At 65.3% G+C, this 16,064-nt stretch carries 17 protein-coding genes; 13 read left to right on the top strand and 4 right to left on the bottom strand.

The features are described 5' to 3' along the window. From AB7Z56_RS15790 to AB7Z56_RS15780, 3 genes are all read left to right on the top strand, one after another. Nucleotides 1–1,356: a 3-carboxy-cis,cis-muconate cycloisomerase gene (locus AB7Z56_RS15790; protein WP_354124506.1), complete on the top strand. Its 1,356-nt coding sequence runs from the start codon at nucleotides 1–3 to the stop codon at nucleotides 1,354–1,356. Between the two features lie 75 nt (nucleotides 1,357–1,431). After that, complete coding sequence (pcaD, locus tag AB7Z56_RS15785) at nucleotides 1,432–2,214, top strand: 3-oxoadipate enol-lactonase (protein ID WP_166091455.1); 783 nt, start codon at nucleotides 1,432–1,434, stop codon at nucleotides 2,212–2,214. A 20-nt stretch (nucleotides 2,215–2,234) separates the two neighbouring features. After that, on the top strand, nucleotides 2,235–2,627 hold the full coding sequence (locus tag AB7Z56_RS15780) for a carboxymuconolactone decarboxylase family protein (protein ID WP_039152041.1): 393 nt from the start codon (nucleotides 2,235–2,237) through the stop codon (nucleotides 2,625–2,627). Here the strand turns inward: AB7Z56_RS15780 and AB7Z56_RS15775 are convergent. Beyond that, nucleotides 2,589–3,125, bottom strand: a complete 537-nt coding sequence (locus AB7Z56_RS15775) for a hypothetical protein (RefSeq protein WP_085404328.1) — start codon at nucleotides 3,123–3,125, stop codon at nucleotides 2,589–2,591. The genes AB7Z56_RS15780 and AB7Z56_RS15775 overlap by 39 nt on opposite strands. Nucleotides 3,126–3,307: 182 nt before the next feature. Continuing rightward, complete coding sequence (locus AB7Z56_RS15770; protein ID WP_166091448.1) at nucleotides 3,308–3,466, bottom strand: hypothetical protein; 159 nt, start codon at nucleotides 3,464–3,466, stop codon at nucleotides 3,308–3,310. Between the two features lie 289 nt (nucleotides 3,467–3,755). Between AB7Z56_RS15770 and AB7Z56_RS15765 the strand changes: the two genes are divergently transcribed. From AB7Z56_RS15765 to AB7Z56_RS15745, 5 genes are all read left to right on the top strand, one after another. Beyond that, a complete protein-coding gene (locus AB7Z56_RS15765) occupies nucleotides 3,756–4,673 on the top strand; it encodes an ABC transporter permease subunit (RefSeq protein ID WP_028147449.1) in 918 nt (305 codons plus the stop codon). A gap of 10 nt (nucleotides 4,674–4,683) precedes the next feature. After that, nucleotides 4,684–6,003 carry a high-affinity branched-chain amino acid ABC transporter permease LivM gene (gene livM, locus AB7Z56_RS15760; protein ID WP_085404375.1) on the top strand — a complete coding sequence of 440 codons (1,320 nt, stop codon included), beginning with the start codon at nucleotides 4,684–4,686 and terminating at the stop codon, nucleotides 6,001–6,003. Continuing rightward, nucleotides 6,000–6,845, top strand: a complete 846-nt coding sequence (locus AB7Z56_RS15755; RefSeq protein ID WP_085404327.1) for an ABC transporter ATP-binding protein — start codon at nucleotides 6,000–6,002, stop codon at nucleotides 6,843–6,845. The genes livM and AB7Z56_RS15755 overlap by 4 nt, the downstream gene beginning before the upstream one ends. Beyond that, nucleotides 6,842–7,582: an ABC transporter ATP-binding protein gene (locus tag AB7Z56_RS15750; RefSeq protein WP_231142274.1), complete on the top strand. Its 741-nt coding sequence runs from the start codon at nucleotides 6,842–6,844 to the stop codon at nucleotides 7,580–7,582. Before AB7Z56_RS15755 ends, AB7Z56_RS15750 begins: the two co-directional genes overlap by 4 nt. 161 nt (nucleotides 7,583–7,743) lie before the next feature. Continuing rightward, on the top strand, nucleotides 7,744–8,862 hold the full coding sequence (locus AB7Z56_RS15745) for a branched-chain amino acid ABC transporter substrate-binding protein (RefSeq protein WP_231142275.1): 1,119 nt from the start codon (nucleotides 7,744–7,746) through the stop codon (nucleotides 8,860–8,862). Between the two features lie 74 nt (nucleotides 8,863–8,936). Here AB7Z56_RS15745 and AB7Z56_RS15740 read toward each other — a convergent pair whose 3' ends face one another. Beyond that, nucleotides 8,937–9,323 carry a response regulator gene (locus AB7Z56_RS15740; RefSeq protein WP_071912455.1) on the bottom strand — a complete coding sequence of 129 codons (387 nt, stop codon included), beginning with the start codon at nucleotides 9,321–9,323 and terminating at the stop codon, nucleotides 8,937–8,939. Between the two features lie 195 nt (nucleotides 9,324–9,518). Between AB7Z56_RS15740 and AB7Z56_RS15735 the strand changes: the two genes are divergently transcribed. Beyond that, nucleotides 9,519–12,371 (top strand): PAS domain S-box protein, encoded by a 2,853-nt coding sequence (locus AB7Z56_RS15735; protein ID WP_354124507.1) that lies wholly within the window; start codon nucleotides 9,519–9,521, stop codon nucleotides 12,369–12,371. Between the two features lie 54 nt (nucleotides 12,372–12,425). Continuing rightward, nucleotides 12,426–13,424, top strand: coding sequence for a P1 family peptidase (locus AB7Z56_RS15730; protein WP_063986260.1), 999 nt, complete (start codon nucleotides 12,426–12,428; stop codon nucleotides 13,422–13,424). A gap of 212 nt (nucleotides 13,425–13,636) precedes the next feature. On the opposite strand, the gene AB7Z56_RS15725 is transcribed toward AB7Z56_RS15730, so the two are convergent. Next, nucleotides 13,637–14,419, bottom strand: coding sequence for an EF-hand domain-containing protein (locus AB7Z56_RS15725; protein ID WP_354124508.1), 783 nt, complete (start codon nucleotides 14,417–14,419; stop codon nucleotides 13,637–13,639). A gap of 249 nt (nucleotides 14,420–14,668) precedes the next feature. Here AB7Z56_RS15725 and rpe point away from each other — a divergent pair, with 249 nt between their 5' ends. The 3 genes from rpe to AB7Z56_RS15710 all read left to right on the top strand — a co-directional run bounded on the left by rpe (nucleotide 14,669) and on the right by AB7Z56_RS15710 (nucleotide 16,062). Further along, nucleotides 14,669–15,370 (top strand): ribulose-phosphate 3-epimerase, encoded by a 702-nt coding sequence (gene rpe, locus AB7Z56_RS15720; protein ID WP_063982398.1) that lies wholly within the window; start codon nucleotides 14,669–14,671, stop codon nucleotides 15,368–15,370. Between the two features lie 298 nt (nucleotides 15,371–15,668). Continuing rightward, a complete protein-coding gene (locus AB7Z56_RS15715) occupies nucleotides 15,669–15,848 on the top strand; it encodes a hypothetical protein (protein WP_028147458.1) in 180 nt (59 codons plus the stop codon). A 22-nt stretch (nucleotides 15,849–15,870) separates the two neighbouring features. Continuing rightward, nucleotides 15,871–16,062: a hypothetical protein gene (locus tag AB7Z56_RS15710; RefSeq protein ID WP_014494175.1), complete on the top strand. Its 192-nt coding sequence runs from the start codon at nucleotides 15,871–15,873 to the stop codon at nucleotides 16,060–16,062. The last annotated feature ends 2 nt before the right edge of the window (nucleotides 16,063–16,064 follow it).

Raw genomic sequence — 16,064 nt, 5'->3', positions numbered from 1 at the left:
ATGAGCACAGCCCTCTCCCCCCTGCTCGCGCCGATGCTGTCGAGCGCAGCCATGCGCGCGGTCTGCGACGACCGGTCAACCCTCCAGAACATGCTCGATTTCGAGGCAGCCCTGGCACGCGCCGAGGCCGCCACGGATGTGATTCCCGCATCCGCGGTGGGCCCGATCGAAGCCGCGTGCAAGGCTGATAGCTTTGATATGGCCGCTCTGGGCGAGGCCGCGACGCGATCCGGCAATCTCGCGATTCCCCTGGTCAAGGCGCTCACGGCCAATGTCGGCAAGGCCGATGCGGAGGCCGCGCGCTACGTGCATTGGGGCGCGACGAGCCAGGACGTCATCGACACCGCGACCATGCTCACGCTTCGCGCCGGCATCGATGCGCTCGATGCCGATCTCAGCCGCGCCATCAAGGGCTTTGCCGCCCTGGCACGGAGCCATCGCAACACCGCCATGGTGGCGCGGACCTGGCTCCAGCACGCGCTGCCGATGCCGTTCGGGCTCAAGGCCGCGGAATACGCATCAAGCCTTGCCCGCGCCCGCTGCCGCCTGCGGCGGCTCTCCCGCGAGGGTCTTGCGCTGCAATTCGGCGGCGCGGCCGGCACGCTCGCGGCCCTCGGCGACAAGGGGCTCGTCGTTGCCGAGCGATTGGCGCAGGAGCTCAACCTGCCGCTGCCGGAGGCGCCCTGGCACACCCATCGCGACCGGATCGCGGAAGCCGCATCATGCTTTGCGATTCTCGCCGGAAGCTGCGGCAAGATCGCGCGCGACGTCTCGCTGATGATGCAGACCGATGTTGGCGAAGCGTTCGAGCCTGCCGGCGAAGGCCGCGGCGGCTCCTCGACCATGCCGCACAAGCGCAACCCGGTCGCAGCCGCGAGCGCGCTGGGCTGCGCGACCATGGCGCCGCAGCTCGCCGCGACGATCTTCGCAGCCCAGGTGCAGGACCACGAGCGCAGCGCCGGCCCCTGGCACGCGGAATGGCCGACGCTGCCGCAATTGATGCTGGTCGCCTCGGGCGCGCTCGCCGCCATCGTCGATATCGCGGAGGGCCTCGACGTCGATGCCGCGCGCATGCGCAGCAATCTCGATGCGACGCATGGGCTCATCATGGCGGAAGCCGTTACGTTTGCGCTGGCCGACAAGATCGGCAAGAGCGATGCGCATCATCTGATCGAGGCCGCGAGCAAGCGCGCGGTCGCCGAAAAGAAGCATCTGCGCGAGGTTCTCGCGGCCGATTCGCAGGTCACCGCGCATCTTTCGCCGGAAAAAATTGCGGCATTGTTCGAGCCGATGGCCTATCAAGGGGCTTCCCAAGCCCTGATCGACCGGCTGCTCGACAGCCTCGAGCGAGATTAATTGTTTGAGCATGATCTTTTTCGGAAAACCGCCCCACACTTTTCCGGATCATGCTCCAGAACGGAGACGCCCAGCATGCCCATGATCGATGCCGACGGTTGCCTGATCAACGTCTCCGTCGAGGGCCGCGACGGCGGGCCGACCCTGATGCTGTCCAATTCGCTCGGCTGCACGTTGCAGATGTGGGAGCCCCAGATGAAGGCGTTGACGCAGGTGTTCCGCGTCATCCGCTACGACCGCCGCGGCCACGGCAAGTCCAACGTTCCGCCCGCCCCCTACACGATGGAGCGCTTCGGCCGCGACGTGCTGGCGATCCTCGACGATCTCAACATCGAGAAGGTGCATTGGTGCGGCCTGTCGATGGGCGGCATGGTCGGGCAGTGGCTAGGGGCCAATGCGCCGGAGCGGTTCGGCAAGCTCATCCTCGCCAACACCTCCTGCTACTACGCCGAGCCGACCAAATGGCTGGAGCGCATCGACGCGGTAAAGAAGGGCGGCATCGCGGCGGTGGCCGATGCCGTCATCGCGGGCTGGCTGACCCAGGATTTCCGCGAGCGTGAGCCGCAGATCACGGCGAAGATGAAGTCGATGCTGCTCGCCTCCCCCGTCGAGGGCTATCTCGCCTGCTGCGAGGCGCTGTCGACGCTCGATCAGCGCGAGATGCTCGCCAAGATCAAGAGCCCGACGCTGGTGATCGCCGGCCGCCACGACATGGCGACGCCGATCTCGGCGGGTGAATTGATCCGCTCCAACATTCCCGGCGCCAGCATGACCATCATCGACGCCGCGCACATTTCCAATGTCGAGCAGCCGCACGCCTTCACCGACGCGGTGGTGGGCTTCTTGACGCAGCGCTAGCCGCTATCCGGAGAAAAAACATGGACGACCAGAAGCGCCGCGATGCCGGCATGAATGTGCGCCGGAAGGTTTTGGGCAATGCCTGGGTCGACAAGTCGATCGCGGGCCGCAACGCCTTCAACACCGACTTCCAGGACATGATCACGCGCTACGCCTGGGGCGAGATCTGGACGCGGCCGCATTTCGACGAGCGTACGCGGCGCGTGCTCGTGATCGGCACCATGGTCGCGCTGGGGCAATGGGACGAATTCCGCCTGCATGTGCGCGCGGCGCTCGCCGAGGGCGGCTTCACCCCCGACGACATCAAGGAAATCCTGCTTCAGCAGGCAATCTATTGCGGCGTGCCGGCGGCGAACCACGCCGTCAAGGAAGCCTCAGCGATTGTGCAGGAGCTCGGCCTGCTCAAGAGCTAGCGGCGCGGCGGTTTCGACGGCCTCCCGAACGTTCTTGGGCGCCGGCGCGGGCCGCTCGATCACCACCACGATGGCAGCGCCGAGCAGCAGCAGGAGTTCGGTGGCATGCAGCCGGAGCGCGGCCATCTCGCCGACCTTCGAGGCCATCAACATGCTCGTAAACGAGATGAGGCTGCCGATCGCAAGCGCAATGCCGAGCGCCTCGTCGCTGCCGCCATTCTTGCGGACGCGGGGAATACACAGAAGCGCGAGATAGATGGCAAAGAACGCCACCACCGTCAGCCGGCCCAGCGCCAGCAGCCAGGCGGCACGCACCGTGCTCATCCCCGCCATCTGAAGATGATCGCTGAGGAACAGCGCCACCGCGACACTCGGCCGCTCGTAGAGGCCGTGCACCGGTGCCACCATGATGTTGAAGGCCACGAGCGTCCAGGCCGGGATGAAATAGGCCGCCAGCAGGGCGCCGTTGACCGAACCGATCCGCCAATTCCTGAACATGCCGCTTCCCGCTTCGCTCGCTGCGCGCCTTCCATGGAAAGGCTTTGCCGGGGAGCTAACTCGCATCAGACCATGGCGGCAATTTAAACCCTTTGTTTACCTTAACCGGCCCGCCGGGCGGCGCGCCCAAGGAAAAAGGCCCCGCCTCCCGGCGGGGCCCTCTTCACGTCTAGGCTCCGAAACTACTTGTCCTGACCGTGCTGGCCGCCCTGTTGCTGGCCGGGCTTCTCGCCCTGGCGCTGCGGATCCTGCTGCTGCTGTCCGGGTTTCTGCCCGCCACCCTGCTGCTGCCCGGGTTTCTGAGTCTGCTGGCCCGGATTCTGATCTTGCTGCTTCGACATTTGGGGGAACTCCCTAGTTGGACCTCAGAGGAGAGACAACGGCCGGGATTCAGTTTGGTTGCTTTGCGGAACCCGGTTCCTCGCACCTGCGGAACCGAAATGACATCCGTAGCGAAATGACCTCTGTACAAGCCTTTGTGTCGAGGCATGGCCAGTTGCAGCCACCAGTTCCCTCCTGTTACAAAACGAGAAGAATGCTTAGGGGCTGCCGGGGCCCGAGAAGAAACTCAATCACACTTTCTCTCGAAGAGCTCCCTTTGAGCCGCGTCAGGTTTGGTAACGGCAGCCCATGGATTATTTCGCCCAGCAGCTCATCAACGGTCTCGTTCTGGGCTCGATCTACGGCCTGATCGCCATCGGCTATACGATGGTCTACGGCATCGTCGGCATGATCAATTTCGCCCATGGCGATGTCTTCATGATCGGCGGCTTCATCGCCCTGATCACCTTCCTGATCCTGATCTCACTCGGCTTGACCGCGATCCCGGTGATCCTGCTGGTGGTGCTGCTGGTGTCGATGGCGATCACCGCGCTCTATGGCTGGACCATCGAACGCATCGCCTACCGGCCCCTGCGTCATTCCTTCCGCCTCGCCCCGATGCTGTCGGCGATCGGCATGTCCTTCGTGCTGACCAATTACTCGCAGGTGGCGCAGGGCGCCCGCGTCAAGCCGATCCCGCCCTTCATCACCGGCGGCTATACGCTGCACGAAAGCGCGGACGGTTTTGTGATCCAGCTCTCCAACATCCAGATCATGGTGGTTCTCACCACCATCGTGCTGCTTGGAATCTTCACCTGGCTGGTCTCGCGCACCCGGCTCGGCCGCGACATGCGCGCCTGCGAGCAGGACCAGACCATGGCGGCGCTGCTCGGCGTCAACGTCGACCGCACCATCTCCATGACCTTCGTGATCGGCGCCGCACTCGCCGCGGTCGCGGGCCTGATGTACCTGCTCTATTACGGCCTGGTGGATTTCTTCATGGGCTTCGTCGCCGGCATCAAGGCGTTCACCGCGGCGGTGCTCGGCGGCATCGGCTCGCTGCCTGGCGCCATGCTGGGCGGTCTCGCGATCGGCCTGATCGAGACGTTCTGGTCGGCCTATTTCTCGGTCGAGTACAAGGACGTCGCGGCGTTCTCGATCCTGATCGTCGTGCTGATCTTCATGCCGACCGGCCTGCTTGGCCGTCCCGAAGTCGAAAAAGTCTGACGGTCGCCGCGTGACAATTCTCTCGAGCAATACGGCCAAACCTGCAACGGACATCCCCGCTCTGCTGAAGACGGCCTTCGTCAACGCCCTGATCGCGCTGGTGCTGTTCTCGCTGATGGTCGGCGTCCGCACCGAAGCGGGTTCCGACGGCCAGCTCACCTATTGGACCCGCTTCGGCGAGGTCGCCTCCCTCGTTGCCGCCGTGTTCGGCGGCTCGATCGTGCTCGGGCTGTTGCGACAGTGGATCGGGTCCAGCGGCACCGACAAGCTGGTGCCGCCGGCTGTACGCAGCGGCATGTCGTTTCTGGGCCGCTACCTGGCGCCCGCACTTCTGATCTTCACGGTGCTTGTGCCGGTGATCTTCTATGACCAGCGCTATATCCTCGATCTCGCGATCCTCGTGCTCACCTATGTGATGCTGGGCTGGGGGCTGAATGTCGTGGTCGGGCTCGCCGGCCTGCTCGACCTCGGCTACGTCGCCTTCTATGCGGTCGGCGCCTATTCCTACGCGCTGCTCGCCACCAATTTCGGCTGGTCGTTCTGGGTCTGCCTGCCGCTTGCCGGCATCCTCGCCGCGTTCTGGGGCGTGCTGCTCGGCTTCCCCGTACTGCGCCTGCGCGGCGACTATCTCGCCATCGTGACGCTCGCCTTCGGCGAGATCATCCGCCTCGTCATCATCAACTGGCAGAGCCTCACCGGCGGCCCCAACGGCGTCTCCAGCATTCCCCGCCCCTCGTTCTTCGGCATCCCGCTGGACAACAGCGACAACGGGCTCGCCGCCAGGCTCGGCATCGAATATTCGCCGACCCAGCGCATCGTCTTCCTGTTCTACCTGATCCTGGCGCTTGCGCTGCTCACCAACTGGGTGACGATCCGGCTGCGCCGCCTGCCGATCGGCCGCGCCTGGGAGGCCTTGCGCGAGGACGAGGTCGCCTGCCGCGCGCTCGGCATCAACACCACGACCACCAAGCTCACGGCGTTCGCGACCGGCGCTATGTTCGGCGGCTTTGCCGGTGCGTTCTTCGCGACGCGCCAGGGCTTCATCAGTCCGGAATCCTTCACCTTCCAGGAATCGGCGCTGGTGCTCGCCATCGTCGTGCTCGGCGGCATGGGCTCGCAGCTCGGCGTCGCGCTCGCCGCGCTCGCCATGATCGGCGGCTTCGAGCTGTTCCGCAGCCTCGAGACCTACCGCATGCTGGTGTTCGGCATGGCCATGGTGCTGATCATGATCTGGCGGCCGCGCGGCCTGATCGGCCATCGCGCGCCGACCGTGTATCTGACCAAGGCGCAGGCGATCTCTTCCGACCTCGTCAAGGAAGGGCACGGATGAGCGCCGACAAGATTAGCGACAAGATTCTTGGCGTCGATCGGCTGACCATGCGCTTCGGTGGCATCGTCGCCGTGCAGGACCTGTCGTTTGCGGCCGAACGGAAGAAGATCACCGCGCTGATCGGACCGAACGGCGCCGGCAAGACCACCGTGTTCAACTGCATCACCGGCTTCTACAAGCCGAGCGGCGGCGCCATTCGCCTCACCCATGACGACGGCAAGCTGATTGCGCTGGAGCGGCTCAACGATTTCCGCATCGCCAAGCAGGCCAAGGTGGCGCGCACCTTCCAGAACATCCGCCTGTTTCCCGGCATGACCGCGCTGGAAAACCTGATGGTGGCACAGCACAACGCGTTGATGCGCGCCTCCGGCTTCACTTTTCTCGGCCTCATCGGCGCGCCCGGCTACCGCGACGCCGAAAAGCGCGCGATCGACCTCGCCACCGACTGGCTGAAGCGGGTCAATTTGCTCGACCGCGCCGACGATGCCGCCGGCAATTTCGCCTATGGCGACCAGCGCAGGCTCGAGATTGCGCGCGCGATGTGCACCGAGCCTGCGCTTTTGTGCCTGGACGAACCCGCCGCGGGTCTCAACGCGCGCGAGAGCGCAGCCTTGAGCGAGCTCCTGCTCTCGATCCGCAACGAGCTCGGTACCTCGATCCTGCTGATCGAGCACGACATGTCGGTCGTGATGGAGATCTCCGACCACATCGTGGTGATGGACCACGGCGTCAAGATCGCGGAAGGCACCCCGCGCGAGATCCGCGACGATCCCAAGGTGATCGCCGCCTATCTCGGCACCGACGAGGAAGAGGCCGTGGCCGTGATGGAGAGCGGGTCGTGACGTCGTCCGCTCCCCTGCTGTCGATCCGGGGCCTGCGCGCCGCCTACGGCAAGATCGAGGCGCTAAAGGGCGTCGATGTCGAGATCAGCGCCGGCGAGATCGTCGCGCTGATCGGCGCCAACGGCGCCGGCAAGTCCACGCTGATGATGACGATCTTCGGCAAGCCGCGCGCCCGCGCCGGCCATATCCTGTACGAAGGCCGTGACATCACCGACGTTCCCACCCATGAGATCGCCCATTTGCGCATCGCGCAATCGCCGGAAGGCCGCCGCATCTTCCCGCGCATGAGCGTCGCGGAAAACCTCCAGATGGGGGCGGATGCCACCGGATGCACCGACGCCGAACGCGAGGCCACGCTGCAACGCGTGTTCACGCTGTTCCCGCGCCTGAAGGAGCGCTACGCCCAGCGCGGCGGAACGCTGTCCGGCGGCGAGCAGCAGATGCTGGCAATCGGCCGCGCCCTGATGAGCCGCCCCCGCCTGCTTCTGCTCGACGAGCCCTCGCTCGGGCTGGCGCCGCTGATCGCGCGCCAGATTTTCGATGCGATCCGCACCCTGAACCGCCAGGACGGCCTGACGGTCCTGATCGTCGAGCAGAACGCCAACCATGCGCTGAAGCTCGCCCATCGCGGTTACGTCATGGTCAACGGCCTGATCACGCTGGCCGGGACCGGCGCCGAGTTGTTGCAGCGCCCCGAGATTCGCGCCGCCTACCTGGAAGGCGGCCGGCACGGCTGAGGTTGCCCGACGGCGGAGCCCGTGCGGCCGAATGTGGCGAGATATCTCCGCCAATGCCCGTATTTTGCCGGTGACTTCTCCCGAGATTCATTCGAGAATGGCGCCGGTTTGGACCGGGCGTACCCGGCAACTTCCACAGGCGACCACCCGCGAGGTATCTCATGAAATCACTGAAGCTCATCGGTCTGGCATTCGGCGCGTCGCTCGCGCTATCGAGCGCGGCGTTCGCGCAGGATGTCACCGTCGCAGTCGCAGGCCCGATGACCGGCGGAGAGTCCGCCTTCGGCCGCCAGATGAAGAACGGCGCCGAGATGGCCGTGGCTGACATCAACGCCGCCGGCGGCGTCAACGGCAAGAAGCTCGCGCTCAACGTCGAGGACGACGCCTGCGACCCGAAGCAGGCGCGCTCGATCGCCGAAAAGATCGCCGGCGCGAAAATCCCGTTCGTGGCCGGGCACTATTGCTCGTCGTCGTCGATCCCCGCCTCCGAAGCCTATGCCGACGGCAACGTGCTCCAGATCACCCCCGCCTCGACCAATCCGAAGTTCACCGACAGCGGACTCTGGAACGTGGCGCGCGTCTGCGGCCGTGACGACCAGCAGGGCCTGGTCGCGGCGCAGTACATCGCCAAGAACTACAAGGGCAAGAACATCGCGATCCTCAACGACAAGACCACCTACGGCAAGGGTCTCGCCGACGAGACCAAGAAGGCCCTCAACAAAGCCGGCATCACCGAGAAGATGTACGAGTCCTACAACAAGGGCGACAAGGACTTCAACGCGATCGTCTCGCGCCTGAAGCGCGACAACATCGACCTCGTCTATGTCGGCGGCTATCATCAGGAGAGCGGCCTGATCCTGCGCCAGATGCGTGACCAGGGCCTCAAGACGATCCTGATGGCCGGCGATGCGCTCGCCGACAAGGAGTACGCCTCCATCACCGGTCCGGCCGGCGAAGGCACGCTGTTCACCTTTGGCCCCGATCCGCGCAACAAGCCGACCGCGAAGAAGATCGTCGACGCCTTCAAGGCCAAGAACATCGACCCCGAGGGCTATACGCTCTACACCTACGCGGCGATGCAGGTCTGGTCGCAGGCGGCAAAGAAGGCCGGCACCACGGACGCCAAGAAGGTCATGGCAGCGATCAAGGCCGGCAAGTGGGACACCGTGATCGGCCCGATCGAGTATGACGCGAAGGGCGACATCAAGCAGCTCGACTATGTCGTCTACAAATGGGACGCCAAGGGCGGCTACGCCGAGATCAAGGGCAACGGCACCTGAGACAGGATGCCTGACCTTTTAACCGGATCAATCCAACGCCCCGGTTCGCCGGGGCGTTTTCTTTCGCCGTGCGGTCACACGGCTGCGGAGAGCTCGCCGCCCGCCGCGGCCTGGGCCTTGTGGAGCGCTTGCAGGAGATCGTTCGGCCGAAATGGCTTTTGCAGACATACCACGTCGGCCAGACCAGGCGCCTCGCCCATGAAATCCAGTGCGGTCATGCCGGAGACCGCGACGATCGGGAACCCGGGAACTCGCTCGCGAATGGCCGCCATGACGTCAACGCCGCTGGTGTCGGCCAGGAAAATATCGACGATCGCGGCATCGAAAGCGCCCTCGCTGAAGGCTTTCAGGCCCGCTGCGCCGCTCTCGGCTTCGACGACGTCAAAGCGGTTGACCCGAAGCACGATCGCGACCATGGCGCGGACCTCCTTCTGGTCGTCGACAACGAGAACACGGCGCATGGGAACAACTCCCGGATACGTATCATTATTTGGTTCAATTCACCGCAAGTGCCCGGCAAGGCAGTATGGGTCTGTCCCGGTAAATCACCTCTTACCAGCTACCTGTTCCAAGTCCCACCCCAAGTTAAATAAGCTGTAACCTTCGGTTGAGTCGCATGCGCTTTCTGTCAGGATGCGCGCCCGGAGCGGGCTACCATGCGGGTAGCGGCTTCCCGGCCGGAAGAGATTGACGTAGGAGGTCATCATGCCGGCTTACGAGAGATCGACGTGCTAGCGCCTAACGACCGAAGCACATTCCTGTCGACCTTGCCGGCTACGCGAAGCGATCGCAGGGCTGCGTTGGCGATCGTCGGCATCTCCGCGATCCTGTTCGCACTGGCGGTACCGTTTGCGGGCTTGCCGCTCGCACAGGTGCCGGCCTTCGTGGCGAGCTACCAGTCGGCGCTCGCGGTCAGCGACATCATCACCGCCGTTTTGCTGCTGTCGCAGTTCGCCGTGCTGCGCAGCCGCGCGCTGCTGCTGCTGTCGATCGGCTATATGTTCACGGCGGGCGCCGCGGTGACCCACGCCCTCACCTTCCCCGGGCTGTTCGCCCCGGCCGGATTGTTCGGTGCAGGCTCACAGACCACCGTCTGGCTCTACATGATCTGGCACGCCGGTTTCCCGCTGTTCGTGCTGGCCTATGCCTGGCTCAAGGACGGCAACGGCGGCAACAGGGTTGCGGGCGCGACGGCTCCCGCGATCGCACTTTCCGTCGCCGGCGTGTTCGTCGCGTTGACCGTCTTCGCCTGGCTGGTGACTGCGCAGCACGGCCTGCTACCGGTCCTGCTCAAGGACGGCCACTACACCCCCACCATGATCGGCGTGGTGTCGTTCGTGTGGTCCCTCAGCTTCGCGGCGCTGGTCACGCTGTGGTTTCGCAAGCCGCACACGGTGATCGACATCTGGCTCATGGTCACGATGTGCGCCTGGCTGTTCGACATCGCGCTGTCGGCGATCGTCAACGTCGCGCGTTTCGACCTCGGCTTCTATGCCGGCCGGCTCTACGGCCTCTTTGCGTCGAGTTTCGTGCTCGCGGTGTTGCTCATCGAGAACGTGCGGCTCCAGGCCAACACGGCAGGCATGGTCGGCGCGCTGCAGCGGCAGTCGAGCTCGGAGCGGAACTATTATGCCGAGCGCGAGCGGCTGTTCAGCGCCGTCGTCGAGTCCTCCAACGACGCCATCATCACGAAGTCGCTCGACGGCACCATCACGTCCTGGAACAAGGCGGCAGAGCACGTCTTCGGCTACTCCGCCAGCGAGGCGATCGGCCGCCAGGTCGATATCATCATGCCCGAGGGGCAGCGCGAGGAAGTCGCCGAAATGCTGGCCCGCACCCGCAACGGCGAGGTCATCGACCAGCACGAGACCGTGCGGCTGCACAAGAGTGGCCAGCCGATCGACGTCCTGCTGAGCCAGGTCCCGCTGCGATCGACCGACGGCAAGATCATCGGCGCCTCCAAGGTCGCTCGCGACATCACCGAGCGGAAGCGGGCGGAATCCGCCCTCAACCGCGAGATCGAGGAGCGCCAGCGCATCTTCGAGACCTCGCAGGACCTGATCCTCGTGACGGACGGTTACGGCAATTTCATCCAGATCAGCCCGAGCGTGAAGGACATCCTCGGGTACAAGCCGGAGGACATGATCGGGCACAGCGCCATCGAGTTCATTCACCCCGATGACCTCGACAACACCCGCAGCGAGATGCGCGCGGCGCGGCGTGGCGCGGTCAAGCGCAGCTTCGAGGCGCGCTACTACCACTACGACGGTCACGAGGTGACGCTGAACTGGATGGGCACCTGGTCGGAGCCGGTGAAGCGCCATTTCTTCATCGGCCGCGACCTCACCGAGAAGCAGGCCGCGGAGGCCCAGCTCAGGCAGGTCCAGAAAATGGACTCCATCGGCCAGCTGACCGGCGGCGTCGCCCACGATTTCAACAACGTGCTGACCGTCATCACCGGCACGATCGGCATCCTCGCGGATGCGGTGGCCGACCGTCCTGAGCTCGCCGCCATCACCAAGCTGATCGACGACGCCGCCGAGCGCGGCGCGCAACTGACCAAGCACCTGCTCGCCTTTGCCCGCAAGCAGCCGCTCCAGCCGCGCGAGATCGACGTCAATGCGCTGGCGCTCGAGGCCGCCAAGCTGCTGCACCCGACCCTCGGCGAGCAGATCACCATCATGCCGCAGCTCACCGAGGATGCCTGGCCGGCGCTGGTCGACCCGGGCCAGCTTTCCACCGCGATCCTCAATCTCGCGCTGAACGCGCGCGACGCCATGCCGGACGGCGGCACACTGGTGCTGGAGACCCGCAACATCTTCCTCGACGACGGCTATGCCAGCATGAATCCCGACGTCGTCGCCGGCAGCTATGTGATGATCGCGGTCAGCGACACCGGCACCGGCATTCCACCGGACCTGATGGAGCGGGTGTTCGACCCGTTCTTCACCACCAAGGAGGTCGGCAAGGGCACCGGGCTCGGGCTCAGCATGGTGTTCGGCTTCGTCAAGCAGTCCGGCGGCCACATCAAGATCTACAGCGAGGAAGGCCACGGCACGAGCGTGAAGATCTATCTGCCGCGCTCGAGCGGCGTGCAGGAGAGCGAGTACGAGTCGCTCCAGAACGTGCCCATCGCCGGCGGCGACGAGAAGATCCTGATCGTCGAGGACGACGCGCTGGTGCGGCAATATGTCGTGACCCAGATCAAGAGCCTCGGCTATGCCGCGCTCGAAGCCGCCAACGCGGCCGAAGCCCTCACCATCATCGATGCCGACAAGGGCATCGACCTGCTCTTCACCGACATCATCATGCCGGGCCACATGAACGGCCGCCAGCTCGCGGACGAGGCGGCGCGGCGGCGTCCCGACCTGAAGACGCTGTTCACCTCGGGCTACACCGAGAACGCCATCGTCCATCACGGCCGGCTCGATTCCGGCGTGCTGCTGCTGGCCAAGCCCTATCGCAAATCCGAACTTGCCAAGATGCTCAGGACCGCGCTGGCGAGTTGAGCGCGCGGCACCGGTGCGCTATCGCTGATGCCTGAAGCGCATGGAGTGCCGGCCTTGAAAAACCTGCTTACCGATATCGCCGGCGTCCGCGTCGGCCATGCCGAGGATGCGAAAGTCGCCTCTGGCACGACGGCGATCATCTTCGATGCCCCGGCGGTCGCGGCGATCGACGTGCGCGGCGGCGGGCCCGGCACGCGCGAGGATGCGCTGCTCGATCTTGCCAGCACGGTCGAGCGCATCGATGCGATCGCGCTGTCCGGCGGCTCCGCCTTTGGCATCGAGACCGGCGGCGGCGTCCAGGCCTGGCTTGCCGAACAGGGCCGCGGTTTCCGGATTCGCGAGGCGGTGATCCCGATCGTGCCGGGCGCCATCGTGTTCGACCTGCTCAACGGCGGCGACAAGGCCTGGGGTCGCTTCGCGCCCTATCGCGATCTCGGTTACGCAGCAGCTGTGGCCGCGGGCCACGACTTCGCGCTGGGCAGTGTCGGCGCAGGCCTCGGCTGTACCACCGCGACCTTCAAGGGCGGCCTTGGCTCGGCTTCAGCGGTCCTGCCCAACGGCATCAAGGTCGCCGCCATCATGGTCGTCAACGCGGTCGGCAGCGCAACTGTCGGCGAGGGACCGTGGTTCTGGGCGGCGCCGTTCGAGGAAAACGGCGAGTTCGGCGGGCGCGGCCTGCCTGCCAAATTCACGCCTGACATGCTGGCGATGCGCATCAAGGGCGGCCCGGCCGCAAGCGCGCGCGAGAACACCACGATCGGCCTCGTCGTCACCGATGCGACGCTGACCAAGGCCCAGGCCAAGCGGCTTGCGATGATCGCGCACACCGGATTTGCCCGCGCCATCTATCCCGTGCATGCCCCGACCGACGGCGACGTGCTGTTTGCGGCTGCGACCTGTGAGAAGCCGATCGAGCCGCTGGTCGGCCTCACCGAGCTCGGCACGGTCGCCGCCAACGTGGTCGCGCGCGCGATCGCGCGCGGCGTGTACAGCGCGACAGCGCTGCCGTTTGCGGGAGCATTACCGGCGTGGAAGGACCGCTTCGGCGCGTAAGGGGCACGCGCCTCTCACCACATATCGCGCGTCATCGCCCGGCGAAGACCGGGCGATCCAGTATTCCAGAGACAGTTGTGATTGAACCGGGAAGCCGCGGCGTACTGGATGCCCCGGTCCCGGCTCCGCCAAGGCTACGCCGGGGCCACAAGGGTGCTCGGCCGCCGAAGCTTTAGCGAAGGCGGCAAGCCGGGCATGACAGCGAGTAGGCGTCAGACGCTCATCGACATCGACGAGCCGGCGGTCGCTGAGGCGCCTTGGCCCTGCCCGCCTTGCCGCTGCATCAACTGCGCGAACAGATCGTAGGCCGAATTGCGAGAGGCGCTGGAGGCGCCCGGGACCGTCGTCGACATCTTGAAGCCGTCGGCGTAGGTGACAGTGGTGGTGGTCGAGCCATCGGCGGCGGTCGTCGTGGTCGAGGTCGATCCACCGCTCGACGACGAATCCGAGCCGCTGCCGGAGGCGTCGCCGGAGCCGCTTGCACCGTGGGCATGGCCGTGATGGCCGCTCTTCAGCGCCTTCGACATCTCATCCAGGCTGACGCTGCCGTCGGAATTCGTATCCATCTTCGAGAACACGTCGTCGGCCTGCGCGAGGTTGGTGCCGCCAGCGCCGAGCGCGTTCTCGAATTCGGACTTGGTGATCTTGCCGTCGCCGTCCCCGTCGATCTGAGAGAACAGGTCCTTCAGCGCAGCGTCCCGGCTCGTCGAGGTCGAAGACGTCGAGCTCGAGCTGGCCGTGCTGCCGGTGCTGTCCGTCGACTGGCTTTGCGCGGCGAACAGCGCGTTCATCGTCTCCGGCGAGATCTGCGGAGTTTTGCCTGCGTTGACCGGCGAGGTCGCGTTGCTGGTCGTGCTGCTGCTGTCGATCGCGAACGGATTGATCGGCGCGTTCTGCGAAAACCCCGTCTTCTGGGTCGAGGAGGACGATTTCGAGTTCGTCAGCGACTGGATCGCGTCGAGCGCGCTCGATACGGCACCAAGGGCAAACAACATTGCACAACTCCAACCGATGCGGCACGCCGCAGCCAATGTTCTGGCGGTGATGTCAGCAAGCGTCGTGCCAGCGCAAAAAGCTCAATGAAATCCGCCTTCGCGACGCCTGGCGCGGCTCGGGAACACCGGCAATTCATGCCGGTTGCGGCAGAAATTTCCGCCCACAGGAAGCACACCCCTGCATTGCCCGGCTGAGAGGCCCATGTTAGGCGAGCATCATCTTTCACGGCCGCCACGGGACACCGCGCCATGACCCAATCCTTCACTCCCCGCCCCCTGGCCATCGCGCCCTCGATCCTGGCCTCGGACTTCTCCAGGCTCGGCGAAGAGGTGCGCGCGGTGGACGCGGCCGGCGCCGACTGGATCCATCTCGACGTGATGGACGGTCATTTCGTTCCCAACATCTCCTACGGCCCCGACGTCATCAAGGCGATGCGCCCGCACACCAAGAAGATCTTCGACGCGCATCTGATGATCTCGCCCTGCGACCCCTATCTCGAGGCCTTCGCCAAAGCCGGCTGCGACCACATCACCGTGCATGCGGAAGCAGGTCCCCATCTGCACCGCTCGCTCCAAGCGATCCGCGCGCTCGGCAAGAAGGCCGGCGTCTCGCTCAACCCGGGCACGCCGATCAGCGTGCTCGAATACGTCATCGACCTCGTCGACCTCGTGCTGGTGATGTCGGTCAATCCCGGCTTCGGCGGCCAGGCCTTCATCCCGTCTGCGATCGGCAAGATCCGCGACATCCGCGCGATGACGGCGGGACGTCCGATCGACATCGAGGTCGATGGCGGCGTCGGTCCCGATGTCGCGGGTCCCCTGGCCGCGGCGGGCGCCAACGCCTTCGTCGCCGGCACCTCCGTGTTCAAGGGCGGCACGCAGGAAGCGTACAAGACCAACATCGCCGCGATCCGCAACGCCGCCGCAGGCGCACGCGGCGAAGCGATCTGAAGCACAAGCAACATATTTGCTGAAAAGCTGCGGGTCTTACGGGCGTTGCGACGCGCAATGCCTAAATTGCACCTTGATCCGTACTCCTCCGGGCTTCCCTGATTCGTGCAAATCACCGCTAGTGATTCCTGCCTGTTTTCGCGGGAGCACATCATGACGACGACCCTGGTTTGGACTGGCGTGGCGTTGTGGCTTGGTTTCAGTGCGTTTGTTGTGTTTGGCCCATCGGCCGGACCGGCGAGGGTGCCGGCACGTTCGGCCCGCATCGCCCGTCGCGACTGGTATCGGGCCTGAGCCCATGCAGATCGCGCTCGTGAAGCGTCAAGCGAAGCGCAGGTGCCGCATCCCGCGGCGCCCGCATCCTGACCTCGACTATTTCTTCGGTCGGCTCGAACGCACCGAAGGCGAGAGGCGCGACGACACCGGGCCCGAGATGGCGGACCCGGATCACCCGCTCCGGTCACCGCGCCGGCATTGAATTCTATTCTGGACCACGCCCGATGAAACCGCACTGCCCGAACTGCCTGAAGGAAATGACCAAGGCATCCGCGTCGCGTAACCTCTTCAATTGCGAGCCCTGCCGCGAGATCATCCAGTATTTCGGCGGCGGCGCGGATCACGGCGAGCCCGGCCCGCAATTCTGCTGGCCGATCCGCCGCAAGCGCTCCGTCCACGCCGCCCACGCGGCGTGATC

The organism is Bradyrhizobium sp. 482_C4_N1_8, assembly GCF_052075965.1.
Lineage (GTDB): Bacteria > Pseudomonadota > Alphaproteobacteria > Rhizobiales > Xanthobacteraceae > Bradyrhizobium > Bradyrhizobium barranii.
This window is presented reverse-complemented; position numbering and strand designations above follow the sequence as displayed.